Origin of the sequence: Yersinia vastinensis, from assembly GCF_044905075.1 — a bacterium.
Classification (GTDB): domain Bacteria; phylum Pseudomonadota; class Gammaproteobacteria; order Enterobacterales; family Enterobacteriaceae; genus Yersinia; species Yersinia vastinensis.
The window spans coordinates 4,722,151-4,739,309 of the sequence record NZ_CP173260.1; the positions used below are offsets into that span (position 1 = coordinate 4,722,151).

Consider the following 17,159-nt stretch of genomic DNA (forward strand, 5'->3'; position numbering starts at 1 on the left):
TTTCATTAAGCCTAAGCTAAACTAGTAAAGTTTCTTTCTGAAAATCCTTGTTTCTTGTCGTAAAATAAGTGGTTAATAACCTAAATGAGTGACGGCTTTTTGGCAAAAACAGGTCAAAAAACGTCGCTGATCGCCGACACTTTTCTCTACATTTTTTTGTTACATGGCACATCGCTACAACCCTTTAACCATGCGGGTTGAGTACGTTTTTCGCTGAGAAATATGTAGTAATTATTTCGCTAAACAGGTTTACTTCCGTCTATTAAATTGGAGTTATCAGGTTGCTTATGTCTAACAGCTCAATGAGTGTAGTCATCCTTGCCGCAGGTAAGGGGACTCGTATGTATTCCGACCTTCCTAAGGTGTTACACCCATTGGCAGGTAAGCCGATGGTTCAGCACGTTATTGATGCGGCTATGAAGTTGGGTGCACAAAAAGTTCATCTGGTTTATGGGCATGGTGCTGAGTTGTTGAAAAAAACACTGACTGACCCGGCGCTGAACTGGGTATTACAGGCAGAGCAGCTAGGTACCGGACACGCGATGCAACAAGCAGCACCACATTTTGCCGATGATGAAGATGTCCTGATGCTTTATGGCGATGTGCCGTTGATTTCTGTTGATACACTGCAACGGCTGTTAGCAGCAAAACCGCAAGGCGGCATTGGTCTATTGACGGTGAAATTGGATAACCCTAGTGGTTATGGTCGTATTGTGCGTGAGAATGGCGATGTGGTCGGGATTGTTGAGCATAAAGATGCCACCGATGCACAGCGTGAAATAAATGAAATCAATACCGGAATACTGGTCGCCAATGGGCGTGATTTGAAGCGCTGGCTATCGCTGTTGAATAACAATAATGCCCAAGGCGAGTTTTATATCACGGATATTATTGCATTGGCCCATGCTGATGGTAAGAAGATTGAAGCAGTGCACCCCACTCGTTTGAGTGAAGTTGAAGGTGTCAATAATCGTCTGCAATTGGCAACGCTTGAACGGGTATACCAGTCTGAACAGGCTGAGAAGCTACTGCTTGCGGGGGTGATGTTACTAGATCCTGCGCGTTTTGATTTGCGCGGAGAATTAACACATGGTCGTGATATCACTATCGATACCAATGTCATCATTGAAGGCCATGTCACTTTAGGTGATCGCGTTCGAATTGGTACGGGATGCGTACTTAAAAACTGTGTGATTGGCGATGATTCAGAAATCAGTCCATACACGGTGCTAGAAGATTCTCGCTTGGATGTAGGTTGCACGGTTGGGCCATTTGCTCGCCTACGACCGGGTGCTGAGTTGGCTGAAGGTGCACATGTTGGCAACTTTGTTGAAATCAAGAAAGCACGCTTAGGTAAAGGCTCTAAAGCAGGTCATCTCTCCTATTTAGGTGATGCTGAAATTGGCTCAGGCGTGAATATTGGCGCAGGAACTATAACTTGCAACTATGATGGTAAGAATAAGTTTAAAACTATCATCGGCGATGATGTGTTTGTTGGTTCAGATACCCAATTAGTGGCTCCCGTCACTGTTGCTAAAGGCGCGACTATCGGTGCAGGCACCACAGTAACCCGTGATGTTGCTGAGAATGAGCTGGTATTGAGCCGCGTTAAACAGGCCAATATTCAAGGTTGGAAACGCCCGGTTAAAAAAAGCTAGTTTATTTCCTCTTGCGGCATCTTTGTCGTGAGAGGAATGTTTTGCTGTACATTTTTGGTGCCCTATTCGGCTGAGAATGCACAGCAAAACATAATAATCCCCAACTCTACAGGCTCGGGGAACCCGGAAAATCCGGATCAAATCAGGTCACTGACATCGACAAGGTTCTAAAAGAACCTTACATAGGAATAAAACAGATGTGTGGAATTGTTGGCGCAGTAGCGCAACGTGATATCGCTGAGATTCTGATCGAAGGTTTACGTCGTCTTGAATACCGTGGCTATGACTCTGCTGGTTTGGCAGTGGTTGATGCTGAAGGTAATCTGACACGTTTACGTCGGGTGGGCAAAGTTCAGGCATTGTCTGATGCGGCTGAAAAGCAGGCTTTACATGGCGGCACCGGGATTGCACATACCCGCTGGGCTACCCATGGCGAGCCATCAGAGGCCAATGCTCACCCCCATGTTTCAGAATATATCTCTGTGGTTCACAACGGTATTATCGAGAATCACGAACCTTTACGTGAATTATTGATTAGCCGTGGCTACCGTTTCAGTTCTGAAACTGATACTGAAGTTATTGCTCATTTGGTCCATTGGGAACTGCAACAAGGTGGTTCTTTGCTAGAGGTGGTTAAGCGCGTTATTCCACAACTGCGTGGCGCATACGGTACAGTTGTCATGGATAGCCGCGACCCAAGCCGCTTGGTGGCTGCTCGTTCAGGTAGCCCGTTGGTGATTGGTTGTGGTGTAGGCGAAAACTTTATCGCTTCTGACCAACTGGCTCTGTTGCCTGTTACCCGCCGCTTTATCTTCTTAGAAGAAGGCGATGTGGTTGAAGTGACTCGCCGTAGCGTGACGATTTTTGATAAGCAGGGTAACGCTATTGAGCGCCCAGAGATTGAATCTCAGGTGCAATATGATGCTGGTGACAAAGGTGAATATCGTCACTACATGCAAAAAGAGATTTATGAACAGCCTATGGCGATTAAAAATACGCTGGAAGGCCGTTTAAATCATGGTGCCATTGATTTGTCTGAGCTTGGCCCAAAAGCCGATGCTTTGTTGGCGGATGTTCAGCATATTCAAATCATTGCCTGTGGTACTTCTTATAACTCCGGTATGGTTTCTCGTTATTGGTTTGAGGCACTGGCTGGTGTGCCTTGTGACGTTGAAATCGCTTCTGAATTCCGTTATCGCAAGTCGGCTGTGCGTCCTAATAGTCTGCTGATTACCTTGTCACAATCTGGTGAAACCGCTGATACATTAGCAGCTCTGCGTTTATCAAAAGAGCTAGGATATTTAGGTTCGCTGGCTATTTGTAACGTCGCTGGTTCTTCATTGGTACGTGAATCAGATCTGGCCTTGATGACTAAAGCCGGCACTGAAATTGGTGTTGCGTCAACGAAAGCCTTCACCACGCAATTAACGGTGTTGTTGATGCTGGTGGGGCGTATCGCTTTACTAAAAGGCGTTGAAGGTAGCCAGGCGCTAGAACATAAAATTGTTGAGGCACTGCAGTCTTTACCTGTCCAGATCGAAGGGATGCTGTCGAAGGATAAAGATATTGAAGAATTAGCGAAGGATTTTGCTGATAAGCACCATGCTTTGTTCCTTGGTCGAGGCGATCAGTACCCTATCGCAATGGAAGGCGCGCTGAAACTGAAAGAAATTTCTTATATTCACGCTGAAGCTTATGCGGCTGGTGAATTAAAACATGGCCCATTGGCTTTGGTTGACGCCAATATGCCGGTGATTGTGGTAGCACCTAACAATGATTTACTGGAAAAACTGAAGTCCAACATTGAAGAAGTGCGTGCACGCGGCGGTTTACTGTATGTATTTGCTGATGAAAATGCCGGCTTTACCAGTAGTGAATTGGTTAAGATTGTGCCATTGCCTCATGTTGAAGAAATTATTGCTCCAATCTTCTATACCGTTCCTCTACAGTTGCTGTCATATCATGTTGCCCTGATCAAGGGGACGGATGTTGATAAGCCACGTAACTTGGCAAAATCGGTTACGGTTGAGTAATCGACGTCATCTCGCACGAACAAAAGCCGACATCTGTCGGCTTTTTTGTACTTTCAGTACTCAGTAATGAATTGTCATTTTAGACTAAAAAATAATCATATATTTGAGTGGCCTCTGAACTAAAAATGATATTATTTTGAATGAAAAGATTAAATAATCACTTAAAATAAAACATAAAATACTGATAAATATAATTTTTATTAACTATCAAACCGATTGTCATATAACTGTAATATTCCGTACATTTTTCTGTCATTAAACTGTCCTATTTTCCCTCCTGCACCATACTTAATCTGATGAAAACAATTTAGAGTTGATTCTAATATCCCATTAGGAGGGATTATGAAACTGATGCGTACCACCGTAGCCAGCATTGTGGCAGCGACCTTATCTATGACCACCGTGTCCGCGTTCGCTGCTGCAAGCCTGACAGGTGCAGGTGCGACATTCCCCGCGCCGGTGTATGCCAAGTGGGCAGATTCTTATCAGAAAGAAACAGGTAACAAAGTTAACTATCAAGGGATCGGTTCTTCAGGTGGCGTGAAGCAAATCATTGCCAATACTGTCGACTTCGGTGCCTCTGATGCGCCATTAACAGATGAAAAATTGGCGGCTGATGGTTTGTTCCAATTCCCTACAGTGATTGGTGGCGTGGTGTTAGCCGTCAATATCCCAGGCATTAAATCTGGTGAACTGACTTTAGACGGTAAAACACTGGGTGATATTTATCTGGGTAATGTGAAAAAGTGGAATGACCCCGCTATTGTTAAGTTAAACCCAGGTGTAAAACTCCCAGATCAGAATATTGCAGTTGTGCGTCGTGCTGATGGTTCAGGCACTTCATTCGTGTTCACCAGCTATTTGGCTAAAGTGAATGCGGAATGGAAAGAAAAAATTGGTGCAGGCTCTACAGTGAATTGGCCAACCGGCTTAGGTGGCAAGGGTAACGACGGTATTGCGGCATTTGTTCAACGTCTGCCTGGTGCGATTGGTTATGTGGAATACGCCTATGCTAAACAAAATAACCTGGCTTACACCAAACTGATTTCTGCTGATGGGAAGCCTGTTAGCCCAACAGAAGAGAACTTCAGTGCAGCAGCGAAAGGTGTTGATTGGAGCAAGACATTTGCACAAGACCTGACTAACCAGAAAGGCGAGGGGGCATGGCCAATTACTTCGACCACCTTCATTCTGGTACATAAAGATCAGAAAAATGCAGAGAAAGGCGCTGAAGTGCTGAAATTCTTCGACTGGGCTTATACCCACGGTGCAAAACAAGCCAGTGACTTGGATTATGCAACATTGCCAGCCGCAGTGGTTGAACAGGTTCGTGCAGCTTGGAAAACCAATATCAAAGACAGTTCAGGCAAAGCATTGTTCTAATCTGGTCAGAACCGAAGAAAGCAGTAAATAGATTGATATTAGTTTCATTAATTGTCCCTCCCCACCGAATGGGGAGGGATATAACACCCGGATGAGAAGAGAGTCTATGGCTGCTTATAAGCCGACGATCAAAGCACCGAGTAAATACGGTGACATCATTTTCAGTGCGCTGGTTAAACTGGCTGCGCTGATAACCCTATTTATGCTGGGCGGCATAATCGTTTCATTGATTGTGGCTTCCTGGCCAAGTATTGAAAAGTTTGGTTTTGCTTTCCTGTGGACCAAAGAATGGGATCCTCCGGCTGAACAGTTTGGTGCATTAGTCCCGATTTACGGCACCATTGTGACCTCTGTTATCGCCTTGCTCATTGCGGTTCCTGTCAGTTTTGGTATTGCCCTGTTCCTGACCGAGTTAGCACCAAACTGGTTAAAACGCCCACTGGGTGTGGCGATTGAGTTACTGGCGGCAATCCCAAGTATTGTTTACGGGATGTGGGGCTTATTTGTTTTCGCTCCCCTCTTTGCTCGCTATTTCCAAGAGCCTGTCGGTAACGTGATGTCCGGTATTCCTATTGTTGGGGTGCTATTTTCCGGACCTGCGTTTGGTATCGGCATTCTGGCTGCCGGCGTTATTTTAGCCATCATGATTATTCCTTACATTGCGGCCGTGATGCGCGATGTGTTTGAACAAACTCCAGTGATGATGAAAGAGTCAGCTTATGGCATTGGCTGCACCACGTGGGAAGTTATCTGGCGCATTGTGCTGCCTTATACCAAAAATGGTGTGATTGGCGGCGTGATGTTAGGGCTGGGCCGCGCATTGGGTGAAACCATGGCGGTAACATTTATCATCGGTAACACTTACCAACTCGACAGCTTCTCGCTGTTCATGCCAGGCAACAGCATTACCTCTGCATTAGCAAATGAATTTGCTGAAGCTGAGTCCGGTTTACATACCGCGGCGTTGATGGAGTTGGGTCTGATCTTGTTTGTAATAACCTTTATCGTACTGGCTTTGTCTAAGCTGATGATTTCGCGTCTGGCTAAGAAAGAGGGGCGCTAAGATGGCAACGATGCATATGCAAAGTGATGCGACGCTGATGGAAACCCGCCGTAAAAAGCAGGCATGGCGTCGTCAGAAGAATCGGATTGCTTTAATTCTTTCAATGGCAACCATGGCATTCGGTTTATTTTGGTTAGTGTGGATTTTGTTCTCCACGGTGACCAAAGGTATCGACGGCATGTCTCTGGCATTATTTACCGAGATGACACCGCCACCCAATACCGCGGGGGGGGGATTGGCCAATGCCATTGCGGGGAGCGGTTTGTTAATTCTGTGGGCAACCGTTATTGGTACGCCACTGGGCATTATGGCGGGGATTTATCTGGCCGAATATGGGCGTAAATCCTGGTTGGCGGAAATCACGCGTTTTATCAACGACATTTTATTATCCGCGCCTTCTATCGTGGTCGGCCTATTTGTATACACCATTGTTGTGGCCAAGATGGAACATTTCTCTGGCTGGGCTGGGGTGATTGCACTGGCGCTGTTACAAGTGCCAATTGTCATCCGTACGACCGAAAATATGCTGAAATTGGTTCCAGATAGTTTGCGAGAAGCCGCCTATGCATTGGGAACACCAAAATGGCGCATGATTTCAGCTATTACGTTGAAAGCTTCTATTTCAGGTATTTTGACGGGGATTTTGCTGGCTGTGGCGCGCATTGCTGGTGAAACGGCACCATTACTGTTCACTTCGCTCTCCAACCAGTTCTGGAGTACCGATCTGAGTCAGCCTATTGCTAACTTGCCGGTCACCATATTTAAGTTTGCCATGAGTCCATTTGCAGAATGGCAGCAATTAGCATGGGCAGGGGTGCTTCTGATTACCCTGTGTGTACTGTTACTGAATATTCTGGCTCGGGTTGTTTTCGCGAAGAAAAAGCATTGATTGGCTGAGAAAACATCAGCAATAAGTCATGAAAACACCGATTCGCCAATAAATTCCAAAATGCGGCTACGGCGGCATTGGCTAAAAGAGAGAAGTCTTGATGAGTATGGCTACTGACATCAACAACAGCAAAATTCAGGTTCGCGATCTGAACTTCTACTACGGCAAATTCCATGCGCTGAAGAACATCTCGCTGGATATTGCCAAAAATCAGGTCACGGCATTCATTGGACCATCAGGTTGTGGTAAATCGACCCTGCTGCGGACATTTAATAAAATGTACCAGTTGTATCCAGACCAACGTGCTGAAGGCGATATTTTACTGGATGGGCAGAATATCTTGACCGATAAGCAAGATATCGCGTTGTTGCGGGCGAAAGTGGGCATGGTTTTCCAGAAGCCAACGCCGTTTCCGATGTCAATTTACGATAACATCGCTTTTGGCGTGAAGTTATTTGAAAATCTGTCTCGTGCTGATATGGATGAGCGCGTGCAATGGGCGCTAACTAAAGCGGCATTATGGAATGAAACGAAAGATAAATTGCACCAGAGTGGTTACAGCTTGTCGGGTGGGCAACAGCAGCGCTTATGCATCGCGCGTGGTATCGCCATTCGTCCCGATGTGTTGTTGCTCGATGAACCTTGTTCGGCGCTTGACCCTATCTCTACCGGCCGAATCGAGGAGCTTATCAGCGAGTTGAAGTCTGATTATACCGTGGTGATTGTCACACATAACATGCAGCAAGCCGCGCGCTGTTCAGATCATACAGCATTTATGTATCTAGGTGAGCTAATTGAATTCAGTGATACAGACACGCTGTTCACTGCACCACAGCAAAAACAGACCGAAGACTATATTACTGGTCGCTATGGTTGATTGCCTTAGTGTCGACTATGTTCATTTCGCCCACTAATACGTATGGGAAGTATCATGGATAACTTGAATCTTAATAAACATATTTCCGGCCAGTTCAACGCAGAACTTGAGCATATCCGCACCCAAGTATTAGCTATGGGCGGTCTGGTGGAACAACAATTATCTGATGCCATCACCGCTATGCATAATCAGGACGGTGAGTTAGCAAAACGCGTCATTGAGGGCGATAGCAAAGTCAATTTGATGGAAGTGACCATTGATGAAGCTTGTGTGCGCATCATCGCTAAACGTCAGCCAACTGCCAGTGATTTGCGCTTGGTGATGGCGATTATCAAGACTATTTCAGAATTGGAACGTATTGGTGATGTGGCGGATAAAATATGCCGAACTGCATTGGAAAAATTCTCTCACCAACACCAACCTCTGTTGGTCAGCCTAGAGTCTTTAGGCCGTCATACGGTACAAATGCTGCATGATGTATTGGATGCCTTTGCGCGTATGGATTTGGATGAAGCTATCCGGATTTATCGTGAAGATAAGAAAGTTGACCAAGAATATGAAGGCATCGTACGCCAATTGATGACGTATATGATGGAAGATCCGCGAACAATACCGAGTGTGTTGACTGCTTTGTTCTGTGCTCGTTCAATCGAACGTATTGGGGATCGTTGCCAGAACATTTGTGAATTCATTTTCTACTTCGTTAAAGGTCAGGACTTCCGTCACCTTGGTGGCGATGCTTTAGAGAAACTGCTTTCTACTGATAAACCTGAAAAATAATAGCATGTCCCCAATCAGATAGATTTGTATATTTGATTGGGGTTATTTCACCAAAACGCCCTCTCAGGTTTCCCCCCAAATTTAACATCATGATAAGTTAATTTAATTTCGTTTAATATTCGTTTATATTTCCCCCTCTATTGATTGACATAATACTCAAGTCTTATGCATTGTTAGTGGAAATAAAACTTCCTTTTGCGAATGATTCTATTTTTCTACTGTTCTTTAGACCGTAATTTAATGCTTTTGTATAAGATGATATTAAATCAAATTTAATTTGTTTTTACACTGGGCGGAATAAGTGAGTATATGTCTATATAGACCAACAAATGTGGCCCTTAACCTGTTATGGGTGCTATGGATCGCATGTTTAGTGGGCTATGTAGTCTACAATTTATTTTTTTATCTTCTTCTTGCCCCAACCTTACTTCTCATTTTTATCTTGATAAATACTATGTTCAAAAAGAAAATAAATAATCATAAAGAAGAATCCTCTGTGGGTAACCCCTCACTAACCCCGACCTCTGATACGGTGAAAACCAGTACGATTATCGCGGCGGGAACAAAATTAAAAGGTGATATCAACCTTGATGGTGATATTCAAATTTATGGCGTCGTGAACGGTAATATCACCGTAAATGAAGGAACAATCAGATTAATGCGCAGTGGCCGTATTGAAGGGAATCTAACCGCACCACAGATTACGGTTAATGGGTCTATTGAGGGCGTTTGTATTTCTGACCATCTGGAAATTCTGGAAAATGGCCGTTTAAACGGCATTGTAAAAGGCTGTAACTTTTCCATCCAAAAAGGCGGTATCTTCATTGGTCAGTCAGAGATTACTGAGGAGCCTGTTGGCAGAACCAGAATTAAAGCGAAACCGGCTACTGCAGGTTATCAGGAAGCAGCATCAACCGAAGAAGTTACTACAGAAGTTAAAAATAGCAGCAAATAATCCTTTTCGCATGGCCTATCTACTCTGTGCTAATTGCGCGATTGGACTGAAATTTATAGTCATAATCGCGTTATTAGCCTGCCAATGATCTCTCTTTCATTTTCAATATAAACAGACTCATTCACTGAGATTAATTGGTTATAAATATATCGTTTTATATTATTTCCTGACCTAACGCTGACTTGATAGCTTACACATATCGCAACATCTCAATCCTTTTAGGAGCTTTCAATGAAGCACTCTTTGTCCACGAAAAAAAATGTTCTGGCATTAACGCTATTAGCGAGTCTGGCAACACTTTCAGGTGTGGCTCACGCGGATAAACTTGATGATATTAAACAAGCTGGTGTAGTGCGAATTGCTGTTTTCGATAGCAATCCCCCATTTGGTTATATCGATCCACAGACTAAAAAGCTGGTGGGATATGACGTGGATGTTGCGAATGCAATTGCTAAAGATTTAGGTGTAAAAGTTGAATTGCGGGCAACCAACCCGGCTAACCGCATCCCGTTACTGACATCTAAGAAAGTGGATCTGATTGCCGCTAACTTCACAATTACAGATGAACGCGCCAAGGAAGTGAACTTCAGCCTGCCTTATTTCGCAACCGGCCAGAAATTTATTGCTCATAAAGGTGTGCTGAAAACACCAGAAGATATCGGCAAGTTACGTATTGGTGCGGATAAAGGCACAGTACAGGAAATAACCCTGCGTGAGCATTATCCAACGGCTAAAGTTATTTCTTACGATGATACACCACTGGCATTTACTGCTCTGCGTAATGGGAATGTCCAAGCTATCACCCAAGATGATGCCAAATTAGTTGGCTTGCTGGGTAATCTGCCTGAAGCACAAAAAGCCGATTTTGAAATATCTCCCTTCAGTATTACCAAAGAATATCAAGGTGTTGGTATTCCTAAAGGTGAAGATCGTTTAACTGCCAGTGTGAACGAAACACTCGTTAAGCTGGAAAAAGACGGTGAAGCCGCGAAAATTTACGACCGCTGGTTTGGCCCGGCAACCAACGCAGCTCAACCACGTGGTGAATTTAAATTTGCACCGTTGGATCAACAGCCTAAAGCATAATTGGGTGTTGAACTGAGAAGAGATAAGCCCTGCATTGTCACAATGCGGGGCGTTGTACCTTTGGTACTTGACGTTGCAGGGATGTTAGCTGCGCTCATTCACCCGAATCACTTACCACGTAAGCTCATCGGGCTTTGTTTGTTGGCAGCCTACCTGCAATACCCATTACTTTAGGTATACCCCTATAACGTATTGATATGTTGAGTCAGGAAGTAAAAATAAGATGGAATTTAAAACTCATGTTATTAGGGGGATGGTATCAGGGCAATATAGGTATGATTGGCCATGAATCTACATCATCTCACTGATTGGTTGTTGGCCCCACAATATCTCAGTTGGTTGTGGGATGGGTTTCTACTGACGTTGTGGATTTCCGCCTGCACGGTGGTGGCTTCCACACTTTTGGGTTTTCTGTTGGCCGCAGCCAGAGACAGTGAACTCAAAACATTGCAATGGTTTGCGATGGGTTACAGTACGCTATTTCGCAATACCCCTTTACTGATCCAATTATTCTTTTGGTACTTTGCGGCTAGCCAATTCTTGCCTGCATCTTGGATTCCTTGGCTCAATACCCCTCATGAAATCAGTGTATTCGGCTTAACCTTGAACTGGCCTTCATTTGAGTTTTTAGCCGGTTTCATCGGGTTGACTCTCTACTCCACGGCATTTATTGCTGAAGAGCTGCGCTCTGGCATCAGTGGGGTTGCAAAAGGGCAAAAATATGCAGCCCATGCCTTAGGGTTGACCGGGTGGCAAGCCATGCGGCATGTCGTCCTGCCACAAGCGCTGAAAATCGCGATGCCGCCCTTGCTGGGTCAATATATGAACATTATTAAAAACTCGTCATTAGCGATGGCGATTGGTGTGGCCGAACTTTCTTATGCATCTCGCCAAGTTGAGACGGAGACATTGCGGACATTCCAGGCTTTTGGCGTGGCAACGGTGTTATATATCGCAATTATTGCGCTGATTGAAGCGTGGGGCATGTGGCGTCAACAGCGAACAGCAGCAATCAAGGGGCATTGAGATGGATTTTACGATTATTGCCGATAACTGGACTTATCTGCTGTGGGGGACTTTCCCTGATGGTCCACTGGGGGGAGCAGCCTTAACTTTGCTGATAAGCCTCATGGCGGGAGTCGCTTCAGCTATTTTAGGTACGATTTTGGGCGTCTTGCTGGCAATGTCCCGTGGTGTTTGGGCTGGTATATTAGCGGCTGTTTTAGGTTTTTTCCGTGCAATTCCCGTCATTATGTTGATCTTCTGGACTTATTTTCTACTGCCGATTGTCTTCGGCGTGGATATTCCTGAAATCACCACTGTCGTGTGCGCACTGGCATTGATTGCCTCTGCTTATTTAGCCCATGCTGTAAAAGCGGGAATTGTCGCGATTGGTGCGGGCCAATGGCAGGCTGGCCTGTCGCTAGGTTTCAATCGCTGGCAGGTATTGTGGTTTATTGTCTTACCACAAGCACTGCGCATGATGGTGCCTTCCTTTATTAATCAATGGATTTCGCTGATTAAGGATACCTCGCTGGCATATATTGTTGGGGTGAATGAGTTGACGTTTTTGGCTACTCAGGTCAACAACCGCAGTATGGTTTACCCAATGGAGGTCTTCCTGTTTGTGGCGTTGATCTACTTTGTGTTATGTCTGGCACTGGATCTGCTGGCAAATGGCCTGAATCGTCGTTTTAGCCCACAACATGCCATCAAGAAGCAAAATACCCTCAAACGGTTATTAACCGGCAATTCAAAAGTAATGCCTATCTAAGAAGTGCTACAAGAATTGGATAAATAATAATCATTATGGAGATAATAATTCCCATGATGGTTATTATTGTGAATTTTACTTGATAAATAAATGTTAGCTAAATGAAATAAGAATAGAATTTGCGTTACCCAGAAAATCCTTATAGTACGGTAAATTGGTTTTTTACATTACAGGGATGCAGCAATGAAAATTTATTTTCTTTTACTGATATCTATTTGTCTTGTCTCTTGTTCCTTGACCGCGAAAGAGCCACAGGGCTTGGTGGACGGCACTGTTACCACTAAAAACTCAGAGGGGTTAGATTATGTCGACCCAACCAAGACTATTTTCCCGATGGATAATTATTCGCAATCTGTTGATAAATGGATATCCCCAAAATCGGAGAAAATAAACATTCCGGTTATGGATGGAGTGACTCAGACGCGAAATTTCGCTAACTTAAAATCGCATTATTTCGGAATGAATAAAGAGGATCATTCTCCTTGGAATCCCTATTATATATCATCCATTCTGAGTGGAAGTGATTCTGTCATAATTGAGCATGATAAAATAATAAAAGAGTTTCTGAGTCAAGACAGTATTTCTTATGGTGAAAATTTTAGAGTGAACTCTTCCGTCTGGAAAGAGACGGTAAGAAATAATGCCGATATCAATATTGATGGCATTTATCACCCTTCAGGCCGGGGTATCACTCTCAGAGAGACGTTAGTTAGAATGTTACCAACGGACGATCCTGCTTATGATGACCCTCGTGAGGCGGGGCAGGGATATCCTTTTGATAACTTACAGGATTCTTCGGTCAGGCCCGGTACTCCCATTTATGTTTTTGCCGCCAGCCAGGATAAAAACTGGAAATATATTGCCTCTCCCACTGTAACGGGATGGGTAAAAAGTGATGATGTCGCTGTTGTGGGGCCGAAGTTTATTGCTGAATGGATATCACTGGCGGAGAAAAACCTGGGCGCTGTTATCAAAGAGCCCGTATCGGTGCATAAAGGTGAACAGTTCTATTTTACTGCCCGCCCCGGGACTATCCTGCCTTTCAGTAGTGAGAAATCAGGTGGTTATCAGGTTGCCATTCCTGTTCGAAAAGGTGACAGCCATGTGGAAATTAACTGGGTCACCCTGAAAAAAGATCAATTCACAGCCATGCCGTGGAAAATGACGCCCGCCAATATAGCGACTTTAATGAAATCAATGAGTGGCAGGCCATATGGTTGGGGAAATTATCATTTTTATAATGATTGTTCAGCAGAAATACGCAGCCTGATGATGCCATTTGGTCTATTTCTACCCAGAAACTCTGCACAACAGATACAGGAAATCAGAGTGGTTGACCTCAGCAAAGAGCTACTTAATAAGCGTATAAAGTATCTAAAAGATCACGGTAAACCTTTTACCACTCTGATTTATATTAAGGGCCACATTATGCTGTATATCGGTAACGCTACTGTTAATGGAGAGGAGGTGCCGATGACATATCAGAATATTTGGGGATTGCGCCCTAAAGATTCGAGCAGCAGAAGCATTATTGGTGGCTCGGTTTTCTTCCCGCTATTGCCCTTTTATCCAGAGCGACCAAATTTAGAGTCTTTGGCAGGTAAGGAAGTATTCAAACTTGGTTTTATAGAATAAACCTTTATCAGCACTGGTACCCAGTTAGCTTACTGATGACGCTGGTGCTATGTCCCAGCGTCACCAATATGTGGCGATAATCAGTGGCGAGTGATATCCCAACCTCTGGCGCGCCATAACTCGGGCAGTTGCTGCATATCATCAAACATGGTGACCAAGGGGTGGTGAATAGGCTGGTTATGTGGATCGGCGCAGTAGTAAAACACAGGAATACCCGCCGCTACCCCTGCATGAGTTCCGGCAGCAGAATCTTCGACCAAAATACAATGCTCGGTGGCAACCTGCATCTCTTGTGCGGCATGGTAAATCAGGGCTGGATCTGGCTTCCAGCGTTGGATGTCGTAACCGCTATACAGCCGGTCTTCAAAGAAGGGCAGTAAGCCGGTCAGACCAAGGGAGTGTTGCATTTTGCTCACTGGCCCGTTGGACACCACACAAACCGGTAAAGTTATTTGCTCTAATAGCGCCTTGGCACCGGCGATAGGCTGCAATTGCGCATCGAACAAACGCGCTACCTCAGCTCGATAGAGTTTTTCCAATGTGTCTATCGGTTCATCTAAACCATTTTCTTGGCTGACAAGCGCGACGATTTCATTGAGTTTCACCCCTTTAAAACGCTTTATCACCTCTTCCAGTGACAGGTGAATATCATAATGGGCAAACATCACGACGTACGCCCGACAACATAGAACTTCACTGTCGACCAAGGTTCCATCGCAATCGAACATGACGCATTCTATCTGGTTCACATCTCATCCTTTAATGGTATAAATCACGAATTGTATAAATGATGGCTGACTTCACTTTAACCATCCTGCCCAATAATGCGATAAATAATTACCCTGCTAGCAATATAACTCATATCAAATGACTAAAATTCAATAAGTTGAATAATGCGTGGTTAATATCTAAACACTTGTTGCGCAACAAGGGAGATAAAAAACAACCAAAAAGAGTGTGATCTCGCTCTAAACAACGGTTTTTTTGTTATAGGATATCCCCAACTATCACTCCCTTTTGTGGAACGCCTCGAATGAGTAAACCAAACCTTGATACTGAGCAGGGGCTGCTCGAACGTGTATTTAAACTAAAACAACACGGTACAACCGCGCGCACTGAGCTAATTGCGGGTATGACCACATTCCTGACCATGGTCTATATCGTATTCGTCAACCCGCAAATTTTAGGGGTTGCGGGGATGGATGTGCAGGCTGTGTTTGTGACCACCTGCCTGATTGCCGCTTTCGGCAGTATTTTTATGGGCCTGTTGGCTAACCTGCCAGTCGCGTTGGCACCGGCGATGGGGCTTAATGCTTTCTTCGCTTTTGTTGTAGTTGGTGCGATGGGGATTTCATGGCAAGTGGGCATGGGGGCTATCTTCTGGGGCGCAATCGGTTTCCTTTTACTGACCATTTTCCGCATTCGTTACTGGATGATTGCTAACATTCCATTGAGTCTACGGGTGGGGATCACCAGTGGTATTGGCTTGTTTATTGCCATGATGGGGCTGAAAAATGCCGGTATCGTGGTGGCAAATCCGGATACGTTGGTGATGGTAGGGGATCTGACCTCTCACAGTGTGCTGTTGGGAGCATTGGGCTTCTTTATTATCGCGGTGCTGGCATCACGTAATATTCATGCTGCGGTGCTGGTTTCTATTGTGGTAACCACCTTAATTGGCTGGGCGCTGGGTGATGTGCATTACTCCGGTATTTTCTCCATGCCGCCAAGTGTGACGTCAGTGGTTGGGCAGGTCGATTTAGCCGGTGCACTGAATATTGGTATGGCGGGGATTATTTTCTCGTTCATGCTGGTTAACCTTTTTGATTCATCCGGCACATTGATTGGTGTGACGGATAAAGCCGGTTTGACCGACCATAAAGGCAAGTTCCCGCGTATGAAACAAGCGCTGTATGTGGATAGCATCAGCTCGGTTGCCGGTGCTTTTATTGGTACATCGTCAGTCACCGCTTATATCGAAAGTTCCTCAGGTGTGTCAGTTGGTGGCCGTACTGGTTTAACTGCCGTGGTGGTTGGGATCCTATTCCTGCTGGTTATGTTTATTTCCCCACTGGCCGGGATGGTTCCTGCGTATGCCGCTGCTGGCGCACTGATTTATGTCGGCGTGCTGATGACATCCAGCCTATCTCGGGTGAAATGGGATGATTTAACTGAAGCGGTTCCGGCGTTTGTCACTGCGGTGATGATGCCATTTAGCTTCTCAATTACTGAGGGGATCGCGCTGGGCTTTATCTCTTACTGTCTGATGAAGTTGGGTACGGGGCGTTGGCGTGAAATTAGCCCATGTGTAGTCGTGGTTGCATTGCTGTTTGTGTTGAAAATTGCTTTTGTTGATCACTGATAATTCATGACTGGCAAGTTGTCGTGAAAACGCCCTCCATCTTGGTTGATGGGGGGCGTTTTGTTTATAACCTTGTGTTTTTATGCTTTCAACTGAGCGCTGATTTGTTCCAGAGCCTGCGTGGCGCATTGAGCATCCAAATGCCCGCCTGGTGCACCGGCAACACCGACCGCACCCACCACTTCATCACCCGCTTTCACGGGCACTCCGCCACCTAACAGCAAGAAACCAGGAATGTCTTTCAGGTTATTGGCAGCTGGCGTTTTCTGGCTATTTTCCATCACCTGTCCACTAGGGGTTTTGGTCGACAAGGCTGTAAAGGCTTTTTGCTCACTGGCTTTTACCGTATGTGGCCCAGCATTATCAGCACGTAGCACGGTTTTGATGATGCCAGCACGGTCTACAACTGTGACCGCAACGTTATAGCCGTCGGCCTGACATACCGCGAGGGTACGGCTGGCTAAATCAGTGGCTAGCGCCAAAGAGAGGTTGCGTTCAGTGTTTAAACCCGCAGCAGAGGCTTGAGTTATCAGGCCAATGAATAAGGCGGAGGTCAGGGCGATAGGCTTGATCATATAAAATCCTTATTGTTAGCGAAGTGATTTCATCACTGTGGCGCTATCCTACGGCGAAAAGTGGTGAAAAAACATTCGGCTAACTACCC

Annotated in this window: 15 protein-coding genes; 13 read left to right on the plus strand and 2 right to left on the minus strand. The window is 45.2% G+C overall.

Features of this window, described 5'->3' with window-relative positions; genetic code table 11:
• Positions 1 to 287 precede the first annotated feature (287 nt).
• The 12 genes from glmU to ACIOG0_RS21900 all read left to right on the plus strand — a co-directional run bounded on the left by glmU (position 288) and on the right by ACIOG0_RS21900 (position 14,133).
• Entirely contained in the window at positions 288 to 1,658 is a 1,371-nt protein-coding gene (glmU, locus tag ACIOG0_RS21845; protein ID WP_050140094.1) for a bifunctional UDP-N-acetylglucosamine diphosphorylase/glucosamine-1-phosphate N-acetyltransferase GlmU, read from the plus strand.
• A gap of 197 nt (positions 1,659 to 1,855) precedes the next feature.
• Complete coding sequence (gene glmS / locus ACIOG0_RS21850; protein ID WP_128451708.1) at positions 1,856 to 3,691, plus strand: glutamine--fructose-6-phosphate transaminase (isomerizing); 1,836 nt, start codon at positions 1,856 to 1,858, stop codon at positions 3,689 to 3,691.
• A 342-nt stretch (positions 3,692 to 4,033) separates the two neighbouring features.
• Positions 4,034 to 5,074 carry a phosphate ABC transporter substrate-binding protein PstS gene (gene pstS, locus ACIOG0_RS21855; protein ID WP_050099313.1) on the plus strand — a complete coding sequence of 347 codons (1,041 nt, stop codon included), beginning with the start codon at positions 4,034 to 4,036 and terminating at the stop codon, positions 5,072 to 5,074.
• Between the two features lie 106 nt (positions 5,075 to 5,180).
• Complete coding sequence (gene pstC, locus ACIOG0_RS21860) at positions 5,181 to 6,137, plus strand: phosphate ABC transporter permease PstC (protein WP_050099315.1); 957 nt, start codon at positions 5,181 to 5,183, stop codon at positions 6,135 to 6,137.
• A gap of 1 nt (position 6,138) precedes the next feature.
• Positions 6,139 to 7,026: a phosphate ABC transporter permease PstA gene (pstA, locus tag ACIOG0_RS21865; RefSeq protein WP_050099318.1), complete on the plus strand. Its 888-nt coding sequence runs from the start codon at positions 6,139 to 6,141 to the stop codon at positions 7,024 to 7,026.
• A 100-nt stretch (positions 7,027 to 7,126) separates the two neighbouring features.
• Positions 7,127 to 7,903, plus strand: coding sequence for a phosphate ABC transporter ATP-binding protein PstB (pstB, locus tag ACIOG0_RS21870; protein WP_004713904.1), 777 nt, complete (start codon positions 7,127 to 7,129; stop codon positions 7,901 to 7,903).
• A 54-nt stretch (positions 7,904 to 7,957) separates the two neighbouring features.
• Positions 7,958 to 8,683 (plus strand): phosphate signaling complex protein PhoU, encoded by a 726-nt coding sequence (phoU, locus tag ACIOG0_RS21875; RefSeq protein WP_050099319.1) that lies wholly within the window; start codon positions 7,958 to 7,960, stop codon positions 8,681 to 8,683.
• A gap of 307 nt (positions 8,684 to 8,990) precedes the next feature.
• Positions 8,991 to 9,638, plus strand: coding sequence for a polymer-forming cytoskeletal protein (locus tag ACIOG0_RS21880; RefSeq protein ID WP_128451724.1), 648 nt, complete (start codon positions 8,991 to 8,993; stop codon positions 9,636 to 9,638).
• A 231-nt stretch (positions 9,639 to 9,869) separates the two neighbouring features.
• Positions 9,870 to 10,724, plus strand: a complete 855-nt coding sequence (locus ACIOG0_RS21885) for an ABC transporter substrate-binding protein (RefSeq protein ID WP_050099322.1) — start codon at positions 9,870 to 9,872, stop codon at positions 10,722 to 10,724.
• A gap of 285 nt (positions 10,725 to 11,009) precedes the next feature.
• Complete coding sequence (locus ACIOG0_RS21890; protein WP_050140092.1) at positions 11,010 to 11,750, plus strand: amino acid ABC transporter permease; 741 nt, start codon at positions 11,010 to 11,012, stop codon at positions 11,748 to 11,750.
• Between the two features lies 1 nt (position 11,751).
• On the plus strand, positions 11,752 to 12,498 hold the full coding sequence (locus ACIOG0_RS21895; protein WP_050099325.1) for an amino acid ABC transporter permease: 747 nt from the start codon (positions 11,752 to 11,754) through the stop codon (positions 12,496 to 12,498).
• 183 nt (positions 12,499 to 12,681) lie between these two features.
• Complete coding sequence (locus tag ACIOG0_RS21900) at positions 12,682 to 14,133, plus strand: SH3 domain-containing protein (protein WP_145579526.1); 1,452 nt, start codon at positions 12,682 to 12,684, stop codon at positions 14,131 to 14,133.
• Between the two features lie 80 nt (positions 14,134 to 14,213).
• Here the strand turns inward: ACIOG0_RS21900 and yieH are convergent, their stop codons facing one another.
• Complete coding sequence (gene yieH / locus ACIOG0_RS21905) at positions 14,214 to 14,882, minus strand: 6-phosphogluconate phosphatase (protein ID WP_050099328.1); 669 nt, start codon at positions 14,880 to 14,882, stop codon at positions 14,214 to 14,216.
• A gap of 284 nt (positions 14,883 to 15,166) precedes the next feature.
• On the opposite strand from yieH, the gene ACIOG0_RS21910 reads away from it, so the two are divergent.
• Complete coding sequence (locus ACIOG0_RS21910; RefSeq protein ID WP_050099330.1) at positions 15,167 to 16,495, plus strand: NCS2 family permease; 1,329 nt, start codon at positions 15,167 to 15,169, stop codon at positions 16,493 to 16,495.
• A gap of 80 nt (positions 16,496 to 16,575) precedes the next feature.
• Here ACIOG0_RS21910 and ACIOG0_RS21915 read toward each other — a convergent pair whose 3' ends face one another.
• Positions 16,576 to 17,070, minus strand: a complete 495-nt coding sequence (locus ACIOG0_RS21915) for a heme-binding protein (protein WP_050099332.1) — start codon at positions 17,068 to 17,070, stop codon at positions 16,576 to 16,578.
• Positions 17,071 to 17,159 lie beyond the last annotated feature (89 nt).

Bases quoted from the DNA above. Each gene is read 5' to 3' on its own strand.
- glmU (WP_050140094.1), top strand. From the start codon at position 288: ATGTCTAACAGCTCAATGAGTGTAGTCATCCTTGCCGCAGGTAAGGGG.
- glmS (WP_128451708.1), top strand. From the start codon at position 1,856: ATGTGTGGAATTGTTGGCGCAGTAGCGCAACGTGATATCGCTGAGATT.
- pstS (WP_050099313.1), top strand. From the start codon at position 4,034: ATGAAACTGATGCGTACCACCGTAGCCAGCATTGTGGCAGCGACCTTA.
- pstC (WP_050099315.1), top strand. From the start codon at position 5,181: ATGGCTGCTTATAAGCCGACGATCAAAGCACCGAGTAAATACGGTGAC.
- pstA (WP_050099318.1), top strand. From the start codon at position 6,139: ATGGCAACGATGCATATGCAAAGTGATGCGACGCTGATGGAAACCCGC.
- pstB (WP_004713904.1), top strand. From the start codon at position 7,127: ATGAGTATGGCTACTGACATCAACAACAGCAAAATTCAGGTTCGCGAT.
- phoU (WP_050099319.1), top strand. From the start codon at position 7,958: ATGGATAACTTGAATCTTAATAAACATATTTCCGGCCAGTTCAACGCA.
- ACIOG0_RS21885 (WP_050099322.1), top strand. From the start codon at position 9,870: ATGAAGCACTCTTTGTCCACGAAAAAAAATGTTCTGGCATTAACGCTA.
- ACIOG0_RS21890 (WP_050140092.1), top strand. From the start codon at position 11,010: ATGAATCTACATCATCTCACTGATTGGTTGTTGGCCCCACAATATCTC.
- ACIOG0_RS21895 (WP_050099325.1), top strand. From the start codon at position 11,752: ATGGATTTTACGATTATTGCCGATAACTGGACTTATCTGCTGTGGGGG.
- ACIOG0_RS21900 (WP_145579526.1), top strand. From the start codon at position 12,682: ATGAAAATTTATTTTCTTTTACTGATATCTATTTGTCTTGTCTCTTGT.
- ACIOG0_RS21910 (WP_050099330.1), top strand. From the start codon at position 15,167: ATGAGTAAACCAAACCTTGATACTGAGCAGGGGCTGCTCGAACGTGTA.
- ACIOG0_RS21915 (WP_050099332.1), bottom strand. From the start codon at position 17,070: ATGATCAAGCCTATCGCCCTGACCTCCGCCTTATTCATTGGCCTGATA.